This is a genomic window from Corynebacterium nasorum (genome assembly GCF_022347325.1).
Lineage (GTDB): Bacteria > Actinomycetota > Actinomycetes > Mycobacteriales > Mycobacteriaceae > Corynebacterium > Corynebacterium kefirresidentii.
Map to the genome: position 1 here is coordinate 36,781 of NZ_JAKRDU010000013.1, position 18,535 is coordinate 55,315.

At 57.3% G+C, this 18,535-nt stretch carries 22 protein-coding genes; 9 read left to right on the top strand and 13 right to left on the bottom strand.

All coding sequences use genetic code 11. The annotated features are described in order from the left end of the window. Nucleotides 1-19: 19 nt before the first annotated feature. Both MHK05_RS09775 and MHK05_RS09780 read right to left on the bottom strand, forming a co-directional pair. Nucleotides 20-724: a glycerophosphodiester phosphodiesterase family protein gene (locus tag MHK05_RS09775; protein ID WP_086588568.1), complete on the bottom strand. Its 705-nt coding sequence runs from the start codon at nt 722-724 to the stop codon at nt 20-22. Further along, nucleotides 724-1,671 (bottom strand): L-lactate dehydrogenase, encoded by a 948-nt coding sequence (locus MHK05_RS09780; protein ID WP_023027783.1) that lies wholly within the window; start codon nt 1,669-1,671, stop codon nt 724-726. The genes MHK05_RS09775 and MHK05_RS09780 overlap by 1 nt, the downstream gene beginning before the upstream one ends. Before the next feature lie 87 nt (nt 1,672-1,758). Between MHK05_RS09780 and MHK05_RS09785 the strand changes: the two genes are divergently transcribed. Next, the gene (locus tag MHK05_RS09785) at nt 1,759-3,501 is read left to right on the top strand and encodes an alpha/beta-hydrolase family protein (RefSeq protein WP_023020104.1); all 1,743 of its coding nucleotides are present in this window, start codon (nt 1,759-1,761) and stop codon (nt 3,499-3,501) included. Here MHK05_RS09785 and msrA read toward each other — a convergent pair. Continuing rightward, entirely contained in the window at nt 3,498-4,145 is a 648-nt protein-coding gene (gene msrA, locus MHK05_RS09790) for a peptide-methionine (S)-S-oxide reductase MsrA (RefSeq protein ID WP_239206414.1), read from the bottom strand. The two genes, MHK05_RS09785 and msrA, sit on opposite strands and share 4 nt — an antisense overlap. 164 nt (nt 4,146-4,309) lie before the next feature. On the opposite strand from msrA, the gene MHK05_RS09795 reads away from it, so the two are divergent. Further along, nucleotides 4,310-4,912 carry a superoxide dismutase gene (locus MHK05_RS09795; RefSeq protein ID WP_005325362.1) on the top strand — a complete coding sequence of 201 codons (603 nt, stop codon included), beginning with the start codon at nt 4,310-4,312 and terminating at the stop codon, nt 4,910-4,912. 43 nt (nt 4,913-4,955) lie between these two features. On the opposite strand, the gene MHK05_RS09800 is transcribed toward MHK05_RS09795, so the two are convergent. Then, entirely contained in the window at nt 4,956-5,810 is an 855-nt protein-coding gene (locus MHK05_RS09800) for a LysR family transcriptional regulator (RefSeq protein ID WP_239206416.1), read from the bottom strand. 71 nt (nt 5,811-5,881) lie between these two features. Between MHK05_RS09800 and MHK05_RS09805 the strand changes: the two genes are divergently transcribed. Then, on the top strand, nt 5,882-7,033 hold the full coding sequence (locus MHK05_RS09805; protein ID WP_239206418.1) for an MFS transporter: 1,152 nt from the start codon (nt 5,882-5,884) through the stop codon (nt 7,031-7,033). Between the two features lie 10 nt (nt 7,034-7,043). Continuing rightward, a complete protein-coding gene (locus tag MHK05_RS09810; protein ID WP_239206420.1) occupies nt 7,044-8,342 on the top strand; it encodes a copper oxidase in 1,299 nt (432 codons plus the stop codon). Here the strand turns inward: MHK05_RS09810 and MHK05_RS09815 are convergent. Next, a complete protein-coding gene (locus MHK05_RS09815; protein WP_239206422.1) occupies nt 8,329-9,762 on the bottom strand; it encodes a TM0106 family RecB-like putative nuclease in 1,434 nt (477 codons plus the stop codon). The two genes, MHK05_RS09810 and MHK05_RS09815, sit on opposite strands and share 14 nt — an antisense overlap. 69 nt (nt 9,763-9,831) lie before the next feature. On the opposite strand from MHK05_RS09815, the gene MHK05_RS09820 reads away from it, so the two are divergent. Next, nucleotides 9,832-10,464 carry a DUF6474 family protein gene (locus tag MHK05_RS09820; protein ID WP_239206424.1) on the top strand — a complete coding sequence of 211 codons (633 nt, stop codon included), beginning with the start codon at nt 9,832-9,834 and terminating at the stop codon, nt 10,462-10,464. A gap of 187 nt (nt 10,465-10,651) precedes the next feature. Beyond that, nucleotides 10,652-10,963, top strand: coding sequence for a histone-like nucleoid-structuring protein Lsr2 (locus tag MHK05_RS09825; RefSeq protein WP_086588574.1), 312 nt, complete (start codon nt 10,652-10,654; stop codon nt 10,961-10,963). On the opposite strand, the gene MHK05_RS09830 is transcribed toward MHK05_RS09825, so the two are convergent. Both MHK05_RS09830 and MHK05_RS09835 read right to left on the bottom strand, forming a co-directional pair. Beyond that, the gene (locus tag MHK05_RS09830; protein WP_239206426.1) at nt 10,960-11,598 is read right to left on the bottom strand and encodes a LuxR C-terminal-related transcriptional regulator; all 639 of its coding nucleotides are present in this window, start codon (nt 11,596-11,598) and stop codon (nt 10,960-10,962) included. The two genes, MHK05_RS09825 and MHK05_RS09830, sit on opposite strands and share 4 nt — an antisense overlap. Before the next feature lie 37 nt (nt 11,599-11,635). Continuing rightward, entirely contained in the window at nt 11,636-12,799 is a 1,164-nt protein-coding gene (locus tag MHK05_RS09835; RefSeq protein WP_034655582.1) for a sensor histidine kinase, read from the bottom strand. Here MHK05_RS09835 and MHK05_RS09840 point away from each other — a divergent pair. Further along, nucleotides 12,798-13,334: a DUF2020 domain-containing protein gene (locus MHK05_RS09840; protein WP_239206428.1), complete on the top strand. Its 537-nt coding sequence runs from the start codon at nt 12,798-12,800 to the stop codon at nt 13,332-13,334. The genes MHK05_RS09835 and MHK05_RS09840 overlap by 2 nt on opposite strands. On the opposite strand, the gene MHK05_RS09845 is transcribed toward MHK05_RS09840, so the two are convergent. Beyond that, on the bottom strand, nt 13,331-13,483 hold the full coding sequence (locus MHK05_RS09845; protein ID WP_023020115.1) for a hypothetical protein: 153 nt from the start codon (nt 13,481-13,483) through the stop codon (nt 13,331-13,333). The two genes, MHK05_RS09840 and MHK05_RS09845, sit on opposite strands and share 4 nt — an antisense overlap. Continuing rightward, nucleotides 13,483-14,145, bottom strand: coding sequence for a class E sortase (locus MHK05_RS09850; protein ID WP_200288526.1), 663 nt, complete (start codon nt 14,143-14,145; stop codon nt 13,483-13,485). The genes MHK05_RS09845 and MHK05_RS09850 overlap by 1 nt, the downstream gene beginning before the upstream one ends. Nucleotides 14,146-14,178: 33 nt before the next feature. On the opposite strand from MHK05_RS09850, the gene MHK05_RS09855 reads away from it, so the two are divergent. Further along, nucleotides 14,179-15,123 (top strand): membrane protein insertase YidC, encoded by a 945-nt coding sequence (locus MHK05_RS09855; RefSeq protein WP_023020117.1) that lies wholly within the window; start codon nt 14,179-14,181, stop codon nt 15,121-15,123. Here MHK05_RS09855 and MHK05_RS09860 read toward each other — a convergent pair. From MHK05_RS09860 to MHK05_RS09875, 4 genes are all read right to left on the bottom strand, one after another. Further along, the gene (locus MHK05_RS09860) at nt 15,080-15,688 is read right to left on the bottom strand and encodes a TetR/AcrR family transcriptional regulator (protein WP_023020118.1); all 609 of its coding nucleotides are present in this window, start codon (nt 15,686-15,688) and stop codon (nt 15,080-15,082) included. The two genes, MHK05_RS09855 and MHK05_RS09860, sit on opposite strands and share 44 nt — an antisense overlap. A gap of 78 nt (nt 15,689-15,766) precedes the next feature. After that, a complete protein-coding gene (locus MHK05_RS09865; RefSeq protein ID WP_005325340.1) occupies nt 15,767-16,015 on the bottom strand; it encodes a GlsB/YeaQ/YmgE family stress response membrane protein in 249 nt (82 codons plus the stop codon). 118 nt (nt 16,016-16,133) lie between these two features. Then, on the bottom strand, nt 16,134-17,033 hold the full coding sequence (locus MHK05_RS09870; protein ID WP_239206430.1) for a universal stress protein: 900 nt from the start codon (nt 17,031-17,033) through the stop codon (nt 16,134-16,136). A 41-nt stretch (nt 17,034-17,074) separates the two neighbouring features. Next, nucleotides 17,075-17,218, bottom strand: a complete 144-nt coding sequence (locus MHK05_RS09875) for a hypothetical protein (RefSeq protein WP_023020120.1) — start codon at nt 17,216-17,218, stop codon at nt 17,075-17,077. On the opposite strand from MHK05_RS09875, the gene MHK05_RS09880 reads away from it, so the two are divergent. Then, entirely contained in the window at nt 17,199-18,209 is a 1,011-nt protein-coding gene (locus MHK05_RS09880) for a pseudouridine synthase (protein ID WP_411339007.1), read from the top strand. The two genes, MHK05_RS09875 and MHK05_RS09880, sit on opposite strands and share 20 nt — an antisense overlap. Nucleotides 18,210-18,535: the final 326 nt, after the last annotated feature.

Consider the following 18,535-nt stretch of genomic DNA (forward strand, 5'->3'; position numbering starts at 1 on the left):
CTTCCAAGATACCTGGTTACTAGAGCTCAATGGCATGCAGGGCCACTTCGGGTTGGTTGGTAGCGAGCATATCCACCCCATTGGCCCACGCCCACTTCATATCCTCCGGCTTATCTACGGTCCACAGGTAAGTAGGCAATCCCTGGGCACCGATAATTGCTGGCTGTAGCTTCGCACGCAGCAAGGATACGCCCAGCGCGGTGGGCTTGGACAACATCACATCGGGCCGGTTGACGTGGCGTTCCCAATCGCGGCGGAGATAAATCCGGTCCATATGCGGCGCCAAGTTTTGCATCCGCCGAATGGCGTGGTGGGAAAAGGAAATGACGTGGATCCGGGGATCGTCGAAAAGCCCCGCATAACGCAGGCGCAGCACCGTTTGCTCCTCCAAGATGTCGCCCTGCCCGGAGGGGTGCTTGGTCTCGATGTATAGGTGGTGCGGTTTGCCCTCGAGTAGCTCCAAGAGTTCATCGAGAAGCATCATGCGTTGGCCCGAACCGATGTCCACGCCGCGCAATTCTTCCCAGTCCAGCTTGGAAATGCGGCCGGGACGCCCCGCAGTGCGGTCCAACGTGGGATCGTGTTGGACCACTACCTTTCCATCGCGCGTCAAGCGCACATCGCACTCGACGCCATGAATTGGCAAATCTAAAGCCTTCTCAAAAGCTAGAGGGGATAGCTCTGGATATTTTCCGGAGTATCCCCTGTGGGCGACAATCTTCACTAGCCGAAGAACTCTTCCTTGATGTCATTCAGGGTCTTCGCAGAAGCATCGAAACGCTCCTTTTCGTGCTCATTGAGCTGCAGCTCAATCGCGCGCACGATACCGGAACGATTGATAATGGCGGCAGTGCCGATGTAGAGATCTTCTACGCCGTACTCGCCCTGCAGATACGCAGACACTGGCAGAGCCACGTCCTGGTTCTGGATGACGGCGGCGGTAATGCGGGCTAGGCCCATGCCGATGCCGAAAGAGGTAGAACCCTTGGCATCAATGATGGAGTAGGCAGCATCGCGGGTATCTTCGAAGATCTTCTCGATGCGCTCAGCGTACTCCGGATCCGTGTCGAACTTCTTGGACAACGGAACACCAGCGATATTGGCAGTAGAGACGGCCGGCAGCTCGGAATCGCCGTGCTCGCCCACGATGTAGGCGTGAACGGACTTCGGGGCAACGCCTTCTAGCTCACCCAGCATGTAGCGGAAGCGAGCGGAGTCCAGCACGGTGCCGGAGCCGATGACTCGCTTGTGGTCCAGGCCGGAGGCCTTCCATACGGCGTAGGTCAGGATGTCCACTGGGTTGGAGGCGACGAGGAAGATGCCGTCAAAGTCATTGGCCATGACATCGGAGACGATGCTGTTCATGATCTTGACGTTTTTGCCCACCAGGTCGAGGCGGGTTTCGCCCGGCTTCTGTGCGGCACCGGCGCAGATGACAACCATATCGGCGTCTGCGCAATCGGCGTAGGTGCCCTTGGTGACGCGAGTGCGGGTGGGGGCCCAAACAACGCCGTGATTGAGGTCCATGACGTTGCCCTCTAGCTTCTTTTCATCGATGTCGATGATTGCCAGGTGGTCAACGATGCTTTGGTTGATGAGAGCGAAGGCGTAGGCGACTCCCACGTCGCCGGCGCCGATGAGAACTACCTTGTTTCCTACATGATTTGCCATGACCCCATTGTGCAACTTTTTTGGGGGTTTTGCACGGGCTAGATCTCACCCTGAAATTCCCACCGAAATCTGGGACAATCGGGCATCATGAAACGCGCTCTCCGCCGCGCTGCACTAATCGCTCTTGGCGTAGCCGCGGATCTCACGCCCATCGTCCGTATGACCAGCCGGCAAACCTTACCGCCCAATATGTCGGCTGGAATTTTGGGTGCGGAATTAGCCACGTGGGCAGCAATTTCACCCTCTCTCCTCCCTCGCCCGTGGTGGGTGACTGCCGCCAATGTAGCCATTGGCCAGGGCATCGGACATTTGGGGGCGGCTTCGACAAGCTTCCTACTCAACAGCATTGGTAAGCGCCCCCAGGACCGCCTGGGGCCACAACATCGACAGATCCTGCACCTTGCTATCGGCGCCGGCACCGCCTTTAATGCCGTACTTTCGTTGCGCAACCAGAAAAAGCAGGCGGAGTTAGTAAATAAACAGCTCGTGCGCGGGCCCGTTACGGCGGCGATCGGCTTGGCCGCTGGCACCGCAGGCTATGGCACACTACTGCTTATCGGGGAAGCCACACAGCTGGCCGTTACTAAATTATCGCGCCAGTTGGGACGCTGGGTTCCGGCGCTTATCGCTTGGCCGGTTGTTACCGCAGGACTGAGCCTAACGGCCTTTGCCCTTTCTGATCGCGTGGTTTTTCGGCGCTGGTTGCGCTCACTTTCGCACCAAGCGCAAAGAATCAATAAGCAAATTTTCCCCGGCACCTCCATGCCTTGGGAGCCGGAGCGGTCCGGTAGCCCGTGGTCGCTCGAGCCGTGGTCGGCGCTGGGGCAGCAGGGGCGCCGCTTTGTTTCTAATGGCCCCCGCGCCCGCGATATCCGCATGGCAACAGGAATCAATGCGAAAGAGCCCATCCGCATCTATGCCGGATACATTCCGGGGCGTTCCTTCCGGCAATCCGCAGAGAAAGTTCGCGCCGAACTCGAGCGCACTGGTGCCCTAAGGCGCGAAACTATTGTTATCCAGATGCCTGCGGGTTCGGGATGGATAAATAATTGGGGCGCGTGCTCCTATGAGTTTTTAACCGGCGGTGATTGCGTCACCGTCACCATGCAATATTCCTATCTGCCTTCGGTCTTTGCTTACCTTGTAGATAAAAACGCCCCGAAGCAGGCAGCCCGCGAATTGATTCGGGTGATACAAGAAGAAATAGATAAGCTACCGGAGGAAAACCGCCCTCGGCTCTATTTTGCAGGTGAATCGCTTGGAGCCTACGCCATTATGGATAACTACCATAATGTGGAGGACCTACTTTCTGCCTGCAATGGCGCCGTCTTTTCCGGCCCTCCACGCATGACGCATTTTACCCAGCGTTTGCGCCGAGACATTGGCTCTTTGGAACGTCTGCCCGTTATCGATGGCGGTAAACATGTGCGCTACGCGGCGGCCCCGGACCACACGCTGCACGACGCCTTTGGCAACGACTTCGCCCATACCTGGCGCCGGCCCCGCATGCTCATTGCCCAACACGCTTCCGACGCCATCGTGTGGTGGGACCTGAATCTCCTTGTGCGCAGGCCCACATGGATCCATGAACCGCAGCCGGAGGCCCTGCACGCGGATACCTTCCGGCAGCTGCACTGGGTGCCATTTATTACCTGGTGGCAAATTGGCTTGGACCAAATCAATTCCCTCAACGTCCCCGGCGGGCACGGACACAACTATTTTGAGGAAATGCTCTGGTATTGGGACGAGGTTTTAGGATCCCAATCGCGCCAATCGCTCACCCCGAAGTTGGCTAAGAAGATTGCCCGCTTCATCCGACGCGACGCTTAATCGCACTTCACCCCGGTGCTGTGGTGCGGGCAGTATCCATGGGGCACCTTATGTAGATACTGCTGATGCTCGTCCTCAGCTAGGTAGTACTCCCCGGAATCTGTATCGGAGAGGAGTTTAACCTCCGTGGTGGTATCTCCGAATCCGAATTCCTTGAGCTTGTTTGCATAGGAATCCACGATGTCCTGGATTTCTGCCCGCTCATCCTCCGTGCGTGGATAGAAGGCAGAGCGATATTGCGTGCCTACATCATTGCCCTGACGGAAGCCCTGGGTGGGATCATGCGCCTCAAGGGCCTGCACCACAAGATCACGCAGGCTGATGCGTTGCGGGTCATAAACCACCTCAACCACCTCGGCATGGTTGGTCAGTCCGCGGCATACCTCGTAATACGTAGGATTCGGGGTAGTGCCACCCGCATAGCCCACCGAGGTGGACTCCACTCCTTCTGTCTCCCAGAACATCTTCTCCGCACCCCAGAAACATCCCAGTGCAATGAGGATGGAGCGCTGCCCTTCTTTCCACGGTCCGGTAATCGGCGTTCCTAAAACAGCATGCGGGGCAGGGGCCAGAATCGGTTCGGCTCGCCCTGACAGGGCTTGGTCTGCGGCAACGAGCTTGGGCTCTGGTTTAAACATCCACATGAGGCATAGCTCCTTCCTTATTCCTTCTTCCCAACGTTGTACTGCGAAAAGCTATTCCACAGCCAGTTAATATTCGCGCTGGTTCCACAATTCGAATTAATCATGGCGAAATCTTTCAACCGTGCCTATCATCGGGACACGTACCCGAAGAAAGGATTAAATTAATGGCTGTTTACGAACTTCCTGACCTCCCATACGCATTCGACGCACTGGAGCCACACATCTCCGCAGAGATCATGGAGCTCCACCACGATAAGCACCACGCAACCTACGTTGCTGGCGCTAACGCTGCACTCGAGGCGCTCGAGGAAGAGCGCAACGGCGAGGCTAACCCGGATCGTATCCGTGCCCTGTCCAAGAACTTGGCATTTAACCTGGGTGGCCACACCAACCACTCCATCTTCTGGAAGAACCTGTCCCCGAATGGTGGCGGCGAGCCAACCGGCGAGCTGGCAGAAGCTATCAACCGCGACTTCGGCTCCTTTGAGAAGTTCAAGGCTCACTTCTCCGCTGCCGCTACCTCCCTGCAGGGCTCTGGCTGGGCAGTTCTGGGCTACGACCACATTGCTGGCCGCCTGATCATCGAGCAGCTGACTGACCAGCAGGGTAATACCTCCATCAACTTCACCCCGCTGCTGATGCTGGATATGTGGGAGCACGCTTTCTACCTGCAGTACAAGAACGTTAAGGCTGACTACGTAAAGGCCGTATGGAACGTCTTCAACTGGGATGACGTTGCTGAGCGCTTCGCTGCAGCCACCAAGTAACTCCTTTTAGTTACACAGGCCGCCCCCTCTGGGGCGGCTTTTTCTATGCCCGGATAAACTCCCGGAATTGCTGCACCGGAGGCGCATCGTCCCCGGCGCGCCACACCAAACCGAGTTCGCGGTACGCCGGCGGCGTAAGGGGAACTAGGCTTCCCACCTGTAGATAAGGATCATCCAGCGGCAAGAGCGCCACCCCAAGGCCTGCCGCTACCAGCCCCGCAACGGTGGTAAGCTCCATCGATTCGAAAACAAGGTGGGGACTAAAGCCGGCATCTTCCGCCAGGGAATCAAGGAGCATGTGCGTGCCATAGCCGGGAAGCATGCCGATGAACGGCTCGGCCGCACATTCCGCAAGATCTACCTCTTGCCGGTGTGCTGCCCAGTGGCCTTCCGGTACCGCAAGACCTAGGCGCTGCACCTTTATCTGGTGCCAGCCCAATGCGGCATTCGGCCGCGGGCCTACCAGCGCGAGGTCGGATTCGCCATTTTCTACTCTGCTCACCAGCTCTTGCGCCGCCCCTTGGTGCAGGCGAATATCCACGTGGGGGTGCAGCGTGCGATAACTTTTGATCAGATCCGGAACCAGCCAGGTGCCGAGCGAGTGCATGAAATCAAGGCGCACGGTACCTCGTTCGGGGTCCATGAGGCGGGCTACATCGTCCCGGCCTGACTCATAGGCGCGGAGCATTTCCCGTCCTGTCGCAGCGAAGACGGTTCCGCGCGAGTTTACATGCAGGGTGTGCCCAGTGCGCTCAAAAAGACGGGCACCGAGGCTTGCTTCTACGCGCTGTACGCGGCGGGTCAGTGCAGATTGGGAAATCCCCAGCTCATCGGCCGCAGCGCCAACCCGACCGTAATCCACCACGGCGAGGAAGCCGCGGATATCTTCAACATTCATGCATGCTCCGCATCACTTTTTGTAATTTTCCACATTTTACACATGCAGTGCCACAAGGCAGGCTAAATGACATGACTAGAACGCGGCGTGCAACGGTAGCCATGCTCCTAGTGGGCTTGGCCATCTTCTCCAGCCTTTATTCCACCCAAGCCATTCTTCCCACGCTGGTACAAAACATGGGTCTTTCCTCCACCGAGGCGGCCATGACCGTATCGGCCGCTACGGGCGCGCTGGCCCTGTGCGTCGTCCCCGCTTCCATCCTCTCCGAGCGCTTCGGCCGCGGCCGCATCCTGCTTATTTCGGCCGTTTCCGCCACCAGCGTGGGGCTCATTGTGCCGCTCGCTGCCGAAGGATGGCATCTTATTTTGCTGCGCGGCCTGCAGGGCGCTCTCCTCTCCGGTGCACCTGCCACCGCGATGGCATGGCTTTCTGAAGAACTCGATGATAAAGCGCTGCCGCACGCCATGGGGCTCTATATTGCAGGCACCTCCGTCGGCGGCCTTACCGGCCGTCTCATTCCTACCGGGCTGGTAGAGATTTCCACGTGGCGCTGGGCCCTTTTTGGTTCGGCGCTAGTTTCGCTCGCCTTTGCCATCACGTCGTGGCTCCTGCTTCCCGCGCAACGCAATTTCCGGCCGAAATCCATCCATCTCACCAGCGAAAGTCGGGCGCTTTTCGGCCACTGGGCTAACCGGGATTTGGCCTTGCTCTTTCTCACCGCGTTCCTCTCTATGGGCACGTTTGTCTCCATGTACAACTTCCTGACCTTCCGGCTCATCGATGATTTTGGGTTGGCCCCTTCACTCGCCGGCTTGGCCTTCGTCTTCTATCTTTCCGGCACGTGGTCCTCTGCGCGGGCGGGCTCTCTCGTGGCACGGATCGGGCATGGGAAAACCCTCTGTGCTTCGGCCGCACTTTTTACCCTTGGCATCGCATTATGCGCCGGTAACCTTCCCATGACACTCCTGGGCATGATCGCCTTTACCGTGGGCTTTTTCGCCGTCCACTCCACTGCCTCCGGGTGGGTAGGCCAGATTGCCACCCATGACCGCGCGGAGGCGTCCTCGATGTACGTATTCTGCTATTATTTCGGCTCTTCTGTGGTGGGGGCGTGTGCGGGCATGCTTTTCGACGCCCTTTCTTGGCCCCTCTTCATTGCCTTCTTCACCGCGGTGGCCCTTAGCCTTAGTGCACTGACTTGGACCAGGATTAAATCCGACTAATATCGGTTTTATGCCTGAGAATAAGTGGTCGGCGCGGACGTGGCACCGAAGGGCCTCTCGGCCCGTATCTCTGTGGATGATGGTCTTCATCCTCGTGGGTGCCACGCATACCCTGGTGCCGAACTACCGATGGGTGCTCATTCACCTGTTCACCCTCGGACTAGTGAGCAATAGCATCATGGTCTGGTCACAGCACCTGACGGAAAAATTCACCCAACAGCGCCTCCCAGATTCCGCCCGGCCCGCCCAATTGGGTCGCATCTATGGCCTCAATGCCGGCATCATCATCACGCTACTCGGCCAAATCCTTATGGAATTCTGGTCCCATCACTGGATAGTCACCCAGGTGGGAGCCACGCTCATTACTCTCATGGTGCTTTGGCATGCGGCATCGCTCTTCCGGCAATGGCGCGGCGCCAAAGAAAAGCGCTTCCGGCCGGTGGTGGGCGCCTATGCACTTTCCGCCCTCTGCCTGCCGGTAGGCGCCATGTTTGGCGCACTGCTAGCGGTCCACCCCGGCCACCCTACGCTGCTGCTCGCCCATATCGCCGCAAATATCGGCGGTTTTATCGGCTTGGCAGCGGCCGGCTCCCTCACCATCCTTTTCCCCTCCATTTGGCGCACCCAAGGTATCAATCGCCACATGCGTTCCTCCTTTGCCCTGCTCGCCGTCGGCGTGGCCGCCACCATCATTGGGGCCTTCCTCGGATTCCCCCAGTTGGGCCTAATCATGTACTGCTGCGGTTGGGTACTGAGTCTGCAGCAGTGGCTCGATAACGTGCTCACAGTGGCTAAGGACCCGCGCGATCGCATTACTTTCGCCTCGGTCTCCGTCCTTATGGCCTCGTTATGGCTGGTGCTGTCTTTGGCGTATTACACCGTCCAGCACTTTTTCGCCCCTGCACCGGCACTGCCTTCCCTCGCCTTGCTGGTGGGGTTTGCCGGTCAGCTCCTCATCGGCGTCATGAGTTACCTCTTGCCCACCACCATGGGTGGCGGCCCCTCTGCCGTCCGAGCGGGCCTACAGCAGCTAGACAAACTCGGCTTATTGCGTGCCACATTCGTCAATGGCGGGCTACTCATCTGGATCGGTACCGATATTTCCCTGCTCAAGGTGGCCGCCTCCCTTCTGTGCATCCTTTCTCTGGCTGTCTACCCCGTGCTCATCGCCCGAGCGGTCAAAGCCCAGAAACAGGTCTTAATGAAAAAGGCGGAGGGCCCAGATCCCAAGCCGGAACCTGAATGGAACCAGGTATATATGGGCATAGCGATCCTCGCGGTCGTGTACGCCCTATTTACAGCGCTTTAACCCCCGGTGCTCCGGCATCCATCCACTCGCGTACCGCGCGGGTGGCCTGTACATCGCCGGAGTTATAGTCCAGCAAACGCTGCCGCGCCACGAGGTCCCCGGCTAGCGCCTCGCGCCGCGCATTCACGGATTCTTCGCCGTCGAAATCCTCTTCTGGCCACGTAAACCCAGCCTCAGGCGCAACAACCTTCAGGCCCAGGCCAAAGGGGCCGGCGAAGGATCTTTTAACGTGGGCGAACATATCCACCCACTCGGGCGAGGAGATGAACTCTTCTACCTCCCGCTCATCCACCTCGTGGAAGCGCCGCGCGGACATACGCATCCAGTGATTCTCGCCATGGGCAGAGTAGCAATAAGCAGCAAAGGTTTTACCCTGCGCATGCGCCTGCGCCCGCAGGTCCATCAGCCAGCGCCAGAAGGCCGCAAAATTTTCCGCCTCGGCGCGCCCTCCCAACGGCTCCCAGGTCACGAAAGGGACATACTCGCCGTCGCACCATGCTCCCCATAGATACGCGCCCTGGTCCAGATAGGCTTCCATATCCACGTCTACTTCCACGTCCGCCCGCGGAACGTTCACGTCACCGCGGCGCAACAATACTTCCCCGGCGCGCCAGGCGGCTGCAAGGCGGGAGGGTTCGCCCAGGTCGGCGTCGATAAGCGCCTGCACGGAAGTAATACCTCGCTCGCGGTAAGGCTTAGCGCGGTCGCCGGATAAAAAGAGCGAAATATCATCCGTCGCCACCAACTCTGGTTCACACAAAGACCAGAAGCGGCAGCTAGCACACTCTTTAACCCGTACCGGCGCAGTAGGCAGCGGCTGATTCCACGCGCGTTCCAGATCAAACCTGGCCGTGTCAGTAAAAAATGCTCGCGTGCGATCCTGTCCAATGGCTCCGCCCCGGCCCGAATCAAGCCCTAGATCCTGCAAAGCACGAGCGGCAAAAGCTAAGCGGTAGCCATCCACCGCATGGTGGCGCAGCTTATACGGGGCTTCGAGCGGCTCGCTCAGCCCCAACCTGTGGGTGGGCACCGCCAGCGTCGTCTTCGTGTCATTCTTGCGGGCCACACGATGATTGGAGACGATGATCGGGGTGTATTTATCGCCCTCACGCAGCAGCACATCCACGTGCACCATCCACTCCTCGGTAGCAAAGACCGCATTGGTGATGTGCGTATATCCGGAAACCACAGCCTCAAGGGTGCGCATGGAGCGCTCCCACTCATCGCCTTCTAAATCGATGCGGCGGAACCGGCCGGAACCCCTGCGCGGAAGCAACTGCATGACCGCCTCCACGGCGGCGGCGTGGCGCTCCGCCCGGACGATTGAGGCATGGGTACGCGGCATTTCGGGGTGCGCACGCCGCTGCACTAAGCGGTAACGGCATCCCACAAGGTCCGAAGCAACAACCACATCCTCCACACCGGGTGAGCTTAATGGAACGGCAAGGTAAAGTTGAATCCAGACTCGATCAAACGTGAGGGAAATTAAATGAGCATTTTGAAGAAAATTAAAAAGGCCCGCCAAGAAGCACGCGCACAGGCAAAGGCTGCCAAGACCCGCGCTAGGGCAGAGGTAAAGGCCCAGTCTAAAGACCGCCGTCGCCAGCAAAAGCTTCTGGCCAAGCAGGAAAAGCACCTCATCAAGTCTGAGGAAAAGGGCCTAAAGAAGCGCCGCAAGCACGAGCAAAAGATGGCCAAGAATGAACTGGCCAAGCTCAAGGCCGGCCGTTTTAATTCCGAAAACGTCAAGCGCTACGCCGGTGCACTGCGCACCGCCGCTCCCCTGCTGCTGCCACTTCTCTACCGCGGCTACGTAGGCTTGAAAACCGAAGGCGAAAAGCGAAAGGCCGCCAAAGCCGGCGTAACTTCGGACCAGATGGCTTCCTTCTCTGGCTACGGTGCACCACTTAAGGCCCGCACCGCCGGCATCCGCAACTCCCTCGACAACACGGATATCCCGGCCGGATTCAAGCGCGATGTGCGCGACCGCCTCCAGGAAGTAGACTCCGCCATCGACAATGCTGAGTTTATGACTGAGCAGCAGCGCCGCCGCGCACACAAGACCATCAGCTCGGAGATTGACTCCATTACTGCGGAAATCCAGCAGCGTCTGGCCCAGTAAAATCATTTATGCCACCACCGAATAGGGGGCGGTGGTGGCATATATTTATTTTCCATAAAGTTCCGGAATTTTTCGGGGAAAGTCTTTTCAGCCAGAAAAAGATGCTGATAATCTTCTAATCGCCCTATCCCTTAAACACCGTTTATGCTCTCTTTGCTTGGTGTGCATTTAGAAAATTGGAGGCAAAATGTCCCGCCGTGAAGTGACCCAATTTTACGACGACTTGGACCACACCCTAATTCCCGAAGACCAGCTAGAAGTCATTCGCTTCAGCGTGAACGGTCAAAACTACCTTATCGATCTCTCCACGGATAACGCGCGTCGCTTCCATAATCTTCTCGCCCCCTACGTGGACGCCGCCCGCGTTGCCCCGGACATCAATGCACAGCGCGCCAATCCGAGTCAGATCCGCGCATGGGCACGCACCCAAGGGCTGCCAGTGGCGCACCGGGGCAAGATCCCGCAGGACGTCATCGAGGCCTATAACGCTGCCAACTAGAGCACGCCCTGCTCGCGCGCAGCCGCCACGGCGGAGGTGCGCGAACGCACACCCAACTTGTCATAAATGTGCACAAGGTGGGACTTCACGGTGGCCTCAGACAACATAAGATCTTGTCCAATCTGGCGGTTTGAAGCACCGGCTGCCACCAGCTGCAATACTTCTAACTCGCGCGGTGTAAGGGAAGTACGCGGCGTGCGTACGCGAGTCATTAGCCTATCGGCCACGATAGGAGAAAGCGCCGAATCGCCCTCCGCAGTCGAGCGTACCGCCGCGAGCAACTCCTGCGGTGGTGCATCCTTGAGGAGATAGCCCACGGCGCCGGCCTCAATCGCGCCGAGAATATCCGCATCGGTGTCATAGTTAGTGACCACCAGAACCTTGGGCGGGGCGGCCATGGCGGATCGAATCTGCGCGGTAGCCTCCGCACCACCCATAACGCGAGTCCCTTCCACGCCGGCGCCAAAGCGCAGGTCCATCAGGATGACATCGATGCCGCCCGCCTGCGCAGCCGACACCGCAGCTTCGGCCGTAGCGACCTCCCCTACGACGTCGATATCTTCTGCGCCCTCCAGCACGGAGCGCAAGCCTAGCCGGACGATTTCGTGGTCATCTGCTAATAGGACCCGAATCACGACATTCCTCCTATCGATGTCATTGTCAACCAAAAGTTTAATCTACTCGGCTGTTTAAGGGCATACTAGCTGACACAGCAGTGCCCTCCCCCGGCGCGGATTCAATAATGACCTCCCCGCCTAGCTCCTGCGCGCGGCGCCTGATTGCGGCCAGCCCAATATGTCCCAGACCTGCAGGGGTACTCTCCACCGCAGCCGGATCAAAGCCCTTGCCATTATCCACCACGTCCAGGCGCACCTCATCACCCTCATAGGTCACCGTAATCCGGGCGCGGCTCGCCCCTGCATGCTTGACGACGTTCCCCACAGCCCCCTGCGCAATCCGCAATAACGCCGCCTCCACCTTCATGGGCAACTGTTGTACTTCACCTTCGGATTCCACCTCTACGTGGATATCTCCAGTAGCACCAAAATTCTCCGCCATGCGGGTCAACGCCGCCTCAAGGGAAGCCTCATTGAGCGTTGGCGGCTGCAAGGCCGCAATCATCGCCCGAGCCTCATGCAGATTATCCGCGGCCGTCCTTCGGGCCAGTTCAATTCGCTCTCGCGCCTTGTCCACGTCCTGCTTATCCAAATCGCGGTCCGCCGAATGCAAAAGCATTTGAATAGAAGACAGCCCTTGGGCAAGGGTGTCATGAATCTCGTGCGCAATGCGCTGACGCTCGGCCACCATGCCAGCATCGCGCTCCGTGGCAGCTAGCTGCGACCGAGTTTCAATCAGCTCCTTATTCATCCGTGACAGCGTACGGAAGGCATAGGTAATCGCTATCGTCACCAACGCCGAGACCGCCGGTCCCATTACCCCGCCAAAAGTTAGCCCCTGCGGTATCTGCACCGCCACGGTGATGATTGAGGCTCCAATAACGCAGACTATGCCCGCCGCCATATCCAGCACCGTGAGGTACAGGAAGAACATCGCGAAGACCAAATAGATTGCCGCTGGAGCCACAGAAAGGTCCGCTATCCACAGCACCGATAGGATGCATAGCCATAAGTAGCGCACCGGCCTAGCCCAGTTCTCCCCGTACACCGAGCCCGCGAAATATACCGCCGCAAAACCCACCAAGAGCAGCAGGTTAATAATCGCTTGGGAAAGCGGCATCCGCGCCGAGGTGAAAATGCCGACCACCAGCAGGCCAGCGGTGAGGATATGGATGCCGGTGCGGAGTGCATCGGTATCCCGGTCTATTGTGGAGTTCATGCGCAAAAGCCTACTTCCCCTTTTCACCCTAGCCGCTTTTGGGATCGCCGGCTGCGATTCATCCACGCCCGCCCCTGCGCCAAACACCCCGGTAACCCCAGAATCATCGCAAGCACCCGAGGTTAACGTCTCTCAGACCGCGGAGGTCAATGACTGGAGCGATTGCCCCTATATCGGCCCCGGCTGGCTAGAAAAAACCAACGGCCAGCGCCTGACCAAACAGGGCATCGACACGCGCTTTCCCACCCCAGCCTGCGTATTCTGGTCTTATCAGGACGACCCGCAAACCACCGTCATCGTGCGGGATATGCCCACGGCCGAAGACGCTCGCGCCGCAGTGGATTGGGCCGCACCTATCGACGCCACCGAACCCGCCTCTTTTGACGGTTGGGAAGGCGGCCGGGGCGTGGTCGATGAACACGCCGTATACGCCGTGCAGAAGGACACGCACGCGGTGCTGGTCTGGAGCAACCAGCAACAAACGGTTAAATCAGAGCAGATCGCCCACGAGGCGATTGCGAACTTAGGCCTTTAGACCGCGACATCGTTATACGGCATCATTGGCGACAGCCACGGGAATACAACCTCCATCAGCAGGAAGAAAACTCCCACCGCAATGGCGATGGCCAAGATGACTTTCACCGGTGTCGGCCCCGGCAAAAAATTCCATAAAGCGCGATACATTATTTCTCCTCTTTTTCTACTTCCATAGCGTGCACAATCATGCGCTCCGCATTGGAAAATTGCGGGTGGCACGTGGTCAGGGTAAGGATCTCGCGATTCGGCGCGGCGTCAGACTCTGGTACTGGGTTGGTCACTGAGACATCGCCAGGCGTTGTAATATGCCGGCCAACCACGTGGGAATACTCCGGCGGTATTCCGTTAAAGCAATCCGCCTGCTCTCCATCAATGGGCAGTACGCGATAGGTGATTCGCTCCGTTTGCGTCTCCACCACGATGTCATCGCAGGTCTCCAGCTTGCCTAGATCATTAAAGGGAGCCCCCTTGCCCACGCGGTGGCCGGCAACGGCAAAGTTTCCCATCTCCCCCGGCATCTGGGAATCTACGTAGCGACCAGGACCGCGGAGCAGATCATCTTCATTGGTGCCCTCAATGATGGCGAAGTGATAGTCAGAACCAAAGGTGGGAATGTAGAGCTGGGCGAATGCCTCGCCCAATTCCGGCTCCATCTTCTGGCGTGGGTTCCTCCATTGCTCTTCAAGATCGGCACTCGCCTCTTCTTGCAACTGCCCGGATTCTACATTTGTCCAATAGGCTTCATAGAATGCAAAGAGTAAAAGAACCACGCCAATGGTTAGCATGAGTTCCCCAAGAACTTTAGTCATGCCTTAGACCATACTGCCCATGAAAGGTTAAGTATGTACGAAGTCTTCATGTACCCGGTTTCTGGAATCATGAAATTCTGGCACTGGATCGTCAGCAGCTTCGTCAGTGAATCCACGGCTTGGCTGATCTCGATCATTCTGCTCGTTATCACCGTGCGTGGCGTCGTTGTCCCCCTGAACTGGATTTCCGTACGTTCCGCCCGTATCGGCGCACTCATCCGCCCAGAAAACAACCGCATCAAAAAGCAGATGAACAACGCCACCACTACCGAGGAAATGGTGGAGCTCATGCAAGAGGAAAAGAACCTCATGAAGAGCTACAACTATAACCCTGCAGCGGGCTGTTTTCCCCCACTCATCATGATCCCGGCCTTCATCGGCCTCTACCAGGTGCTCCTGCGCATGTCTAATATCGAGCGCGGCTCCACCACCGTGGGAATGCTGAATGCCTCCGATGTGTCGGCCTTCCGCCAAACTACCTTCTACGGCGCCCCGTTGACGGATTTCGCCCGCGAACACGGCGACCTCATCAACCCCATCTTGATAGCCGCTATTACCTTTACCATGGCTAATTCTGTTATTTCTCTGGTGCGCAGCTTCCGCACCACTCAGTTTGATCAAAAGGTCAACCGTCGCGTCTTCATCATCATGGGCTTTTTGCTCTTAGTCATCCCATTCTTCCTATGGCACTTGGCCCAAACCGGACCAATCCCGGTAGCAATCATTCTCTACTGGGGCTGCGCGTATCTCTTCACGCTGATCCAAACCGCCATGTTTGAGATCATTTTGCACCGCGACTACCCACTTACTGAGGACGTTCATACTATGCGCCGAGACAGCATCCGCCGCTGGCGCAAGCGCGAAAAAGAACCCGCCCTCTCCAAGGAAGAGAAGAAGCGGGTCAACCGGCTACGTATGGAGGCACGAAAGTACCTTAAATCGAATAATCAGCAGGGGGAGCAGAAAGCATCTGAGTAGCCAGTTCGCGAGCCGTCTGCAGCGGCCCAATCTCCTTGGTGAGCCGAGCGCCGGCGCGACCACCATCCAAGAAGATCAAAAGCTGGCTCGCCTGCGAAGAGGATGGGTACCCATTGCGCTCAGTCAACAATGCCGTCAAGGTAGAGTGCACCCAGTTACGGTGCTCAATACATGCGGCCACGATCCCGTGCTCAGCTTCAGTTTCTGGTCGCGGATATTCTCCGGCCGCATTCAAAAAGTGGGATCCGCGGAAATCCTGCTTGGGTTCTTCCTCAATCGCTTTATCAAAAAAGGCCAGGATCTTTTGATCCGGATCCGTCATCTCCGCAGTGCGCTGCTCCCAATCCTGGCGGAACTTCTCGTCCAAAGCTTCCACATAGGCGATTACGAGCGCATCCTTGGAACCAAATAAGGAGTACAAAGAAGCCTTAGCTACGTCCGCCTCACGCAGGATGCGGTCAATTCCGATGACACGAATGCCCTCGGTAGTAAAAAGCTTGGTCGCCGATTCCAGCAGCCGACTACGCGGGCTGGGCCGATTACGGCGCGACTTCTTTTCTGCCATGGTTTCCTCTCTAAAACGACAAAGCCGGTTCATCTATACTTTATAGACAAACCGGTTTGTACGCGAATTAAATGCGGGCTACTTCTTAATGAGCCCCACGATCCACAACAGGATACAAGCACCACCAGTAGCGGCAATCAAGGAGAAGATCCATCCGCCTTCCTCAATGTTCAGGAAGTGGATAATCATTCCGCCGATAATGCCGCCCAGCACACCAACAATAAGGTTGGTCAACAAGCCGTGGTCGCGCTTCATAATCTTTTCTGCCAGCCAGCCAGCAATAATACCGATAACAATCGAGCTAAAAAGCCCCAAACCCAAATTCATGCAATCCTCCTAAATTAACGGGCACACTCCAACGTACACGAGCGAACCGGCTCTAGGGGGTACGCAACAACAAAGGTGCTCCGCCTACATGGGCGGAGCACCTTATACGCAGTAGCTTTTAGTTGTCCTCATCCGGGCGAACAACCATCATCGGGCATGGTGCAGACTGCAGCAATGCGCGAGAGGTCGAGCCCAAGAGCATACCCTTAAAGCCGCCGCGGCCATGGGAGCCCACAACCAGAAGCTGCGCACCTTCTGCGGCTTCGGTCAAAGCGCTCACTGGACGATCCCGGGTGATAAGCTGCTTGACCTCTACGTCTGGGTACTCCTCGCGCGGCTCCTTGAGGTTTTCAGCCAACAGCTCGCTCTGCTCCTTCTCGATATCAGCCCACTCAGACTGGGCGGCCGAAAGACCAGCCAAGGAAGCCTGTACCTGCATATCCATCCAGGTGTGAACCGCAATCAAAGCGGCGCCACGAGCCTGCGCCTCACGGAATGCATAAGCAGTGGCCTTCTGCGAGACCTCAGAGCCATCCACACCGACCACAACAGGACCGTACTTGGTGGAGTCCGTAACGTGATTATCTTCGCGAACGACAACCACTGGGCAAGAAGCGTGGGAGACAACCGAAGCGGAGACAGAGCCCATCACCATGCCAGACAAGCCACCCATGCCGCGGGAACCCATGACGATCATGGTGACATCATGCGACATTTCCAGCAGCATATCGATCGGGGAGCCCTCAGCCACCGTGTGACCAATCTTCAGCTCTGGGGCAACCTCATGAGCGATAGCGCGAGCCTCTTCGATCTTTTCCAGCGTCTCGGCCTGCAAGTCATCGAAAAGTTCCTTCGGCGGAACCATGCCCTCTGCGTACAAGAACTGCGGCATGGTGTAGCTCGATGCAATTCGAAGAGGAATCTCGCGCTTCATAGCCGTATTTGCGGCCCAGCGGACTGCATTCTTGGATGCTTCCGAACCGTCAACGGCAACGACTACAATGTCTTCCTTGGCCATGATGTGTCCTTTCCGTGGTTATACCTTAATTGTAGTACGGATTAGGCTTGAGGGTTGATGGTTGCGGCCTCAGAATTCGACGGGAACATAACGGTGTAAACAAATTCCAAGACGGTGCGAATTACGGCGCCGATACCTTCAGAGAAAAAGGCAACAACCGGTTCAATGAGAGAGTTAAAATCCATGGACAAAACCTTAGTACATCGCAGAAAAGGTTTCACGCCTTTACCGATTAAAGACGGCCTAAACCCAACCCGCGTGCGCACCCCTGAGGCAAACATAACCGCCTGGGATTTTCTTAGTGCAGTAATCTCGGCACAACGCCACCGGCATCCTCACGATGACGCCGCCGCGCTCCAAGCGCGCTTTGACTCCGGCGAGGTGGTCCTACGCGACCAAACCCAGCTCCGACCGGAATCCGTCTTGCGCCAAGATGAGGACGTCTTTTTCTACCGCATGCCGGCGCCCGAGATACCGGTGCCTTATGACATCCCCGTTCTCTATGAAGATGAACACATTCTCATCGCCGATAAGCCACCGTTCATGGCCACCATGCCACGGGCGCGACATATCGTACAGACCGCTACAGTCCAGCTGCGGCGAATGACCGGAAATAGCGAACTAGCACCAGCACACCGTCTAGACAGACTTACATCCGGAATCTTGCTATTTACCAAACACCGTGAGGTGCGCGGTGCCTACCAAACCCTTTTCGCTGAAAAGAAAGTCTCAAAAACCTATCAAGCGATCGCCAAATACCGGCGCTTTCCGACGCCCCTCCAATGGTCCTCGCACCTCACCAAGACCCCCGGCGAAATCCAGGGCCGAATTGGCGACGGTCCCCCTAATGCGTTCACTACCCTCGCTTCAGTCGAGCGCATAGACAATGCCCCTTATGATAAACTACACGGCCACCTGCCAGAATTAGGAATTTACACATTAAACCCCACCACGGGTAAGACCCATCAATTGCGTCTCCATATGTGGCAAGCAGGCGTACCTATCCTGGGTGACCCAGTCTATCCAGAAATCTTTCCCGAAGAAGCAGAGGATATGCGTATCCCCATGCACCTAACGGCCACGCGCATCGAATTTACTGATCCCCTGAGTGAAAAGCCGCGCGAGTTTGAGTCCGCCCTGCCGCTATACACACACCGTCTCATCGATTTTCAGTAGCACAAGCCCGGTACGCCGAGCCTCGTGCTAGCGGCTTCTCGGTGGCCTATGTTGAAACCGATGGCTGCTACAGGATAGGCAGTGTGGTGGTAGTAAAAATAGCTCAATAGCCCGAGACTGCATAGACAGCTCGGGGCACCCTTGCCACGTTGTGGGCCGGTGACAAGATGTGAGTCCGCCCAGACTCTCCCCTCCATAGCCTTCAGCCGTACTCTTGGCTTTGCAGATGAGGCCCTCCACCAGCCGGGAGGGCTGGTAAAACGCAAGGAAGAGGGCGGTGGTATACCGTCCTCTTCTTTGTTGTATTTTGTTGTGTTGTTGTTGTT

Bases quoted from the DNA above. Each gene is read 5' to 3' on its own strand.
- MHK05_RS09850 (WP_200288526.1), bottom strand. From the start codon at position 14,145: ATGACTAAAGTTCTTGGGGAACTCATGCTAACCATTGGCGTGGTTCTT.
- MHK05_RS09800 (WP_239206416.1), bottom strand. From the start codon at position 5,810: ATGAATGTTGAAGATATCCGCGGCTTCCTCGCCGTGGTGGATTACGGT.
- MHK05_RS09835 (WP_034655582.1), bottom strand. From the start codon at position 12,799: ATGAACTCCACAATAGACCGGGATACCGATGCACTCCGCACCGGCATC.
- MHK05_RS09865 (WP_005325340.1), bottom strand. From the start codon at position 16,015: ATGAATTTGGGTTTGGGGCTTTTTAGCTCGATTGTTATCGGTATTATT.
- MHK05_RS09795 (WP_005325362.1), top strand. From the start codon at position 4,310: ATGGCTGTTTACGAACTTCCTGACCTCCCATACGCATTCGACGCACTG.
- MHK05_RS09875 (WP_023020120.1), bottom strand. From the start codon at position 17,218: ATGGATTTTAACTCTCTCATTGAACCGGTTGTTGCCTTTTTCTCTGAA.
- MHK05_RS09780 (WP_023027783.1), bottom strand. From the start codon at position 1,671: ATGGCAAATCATGTAGGAAACAAGGTAGTTCTCATCGGCGCCGGCGAC.
- MHK05_RS09810 (WP_239206420.1), top strand. From the start codon at position 7,044: ATGCCTGAGAATAAGTGGTCGGCGCGGACGTGGCACCGAAGGGCCTCT.
- MHK05_RS09820 (WP_239206424.1), top strand. From the start codon at position 9,832: ATGAGCATTTTGAAGAAAATTAAAAAGGCCCGCCAAGAAGCACGCGCA.
- MHK05_RS09840 (WP_239206428.1), top strand. From the start codon at position 12,798: ATGCGCAAAAGCCTACTTCCCCTTTTCACCCTAGCCGCTTTTGGGATC.
- MHK05_RS09785 (WP_023020104.1), top strand. From the start codon at position 1,759: ATGAAACGCGCTCTCCGCCGCGCTGCACTAATCGCTCTTGGCGTAGCC.
- MHK05_RS09870 (WP_239206430.1), bottom strand. From the start codon at position 17,033: ATGGCCAAGGAAGACATTGTAGTCGTTGCCGTTGACGGTTCGGAAGCA.
- msrA (WP_239206414.1), bottom strand. From the start codon at position 4,145: ATGTGGATGTTTAAACCAGAGCCCAAGCTCGTTGCCGCAGACCAAGCC.
- MHK05_RS09825 (WP_086588574.1), top strand. From the start codon at position 10,652: ATGTCCCGCCGTGAAGTGACCCAATTTTACGACGACTTGGACCACACC.
- MHK05_RS09845 (WP_023020115.1), bottom strand. From the start codon at position 13,483: ATGTATCGCGCTTTATGGAATTTTTTGCCGGGGCCGACACCGGTGAAA.
- MHK05_RS09855 (WP_023020117.1), top strand. From the start codon at position 14,179: ATGTACGAAGTCTTCATGTACCCGGTTTCTGGAATCATGAAATTCTGG.
- MHK05_RS09880 (WP_411339007.1), top strand. From the start codon at position 17,199: ATGAGAGAGTTAAAATCCATGGACAAAACCTTAGTACATCGCAGAAAA.
- MHK05_RS09805 (WP_239206418.1), top strand. From the start codon at position 5,882: ATGACTAGAACGCGGCGTGCAACGGTAGCCATGCTCCTAGTGGGCTTG.
- MHK05_RS09860 (WP_023020118.1), bottom strand. From the start codon at position 15,688: ATGGCAGAAAAGAAGTCGCGCCGTAATCGGCCCAGCCCGCGTAGTCGG.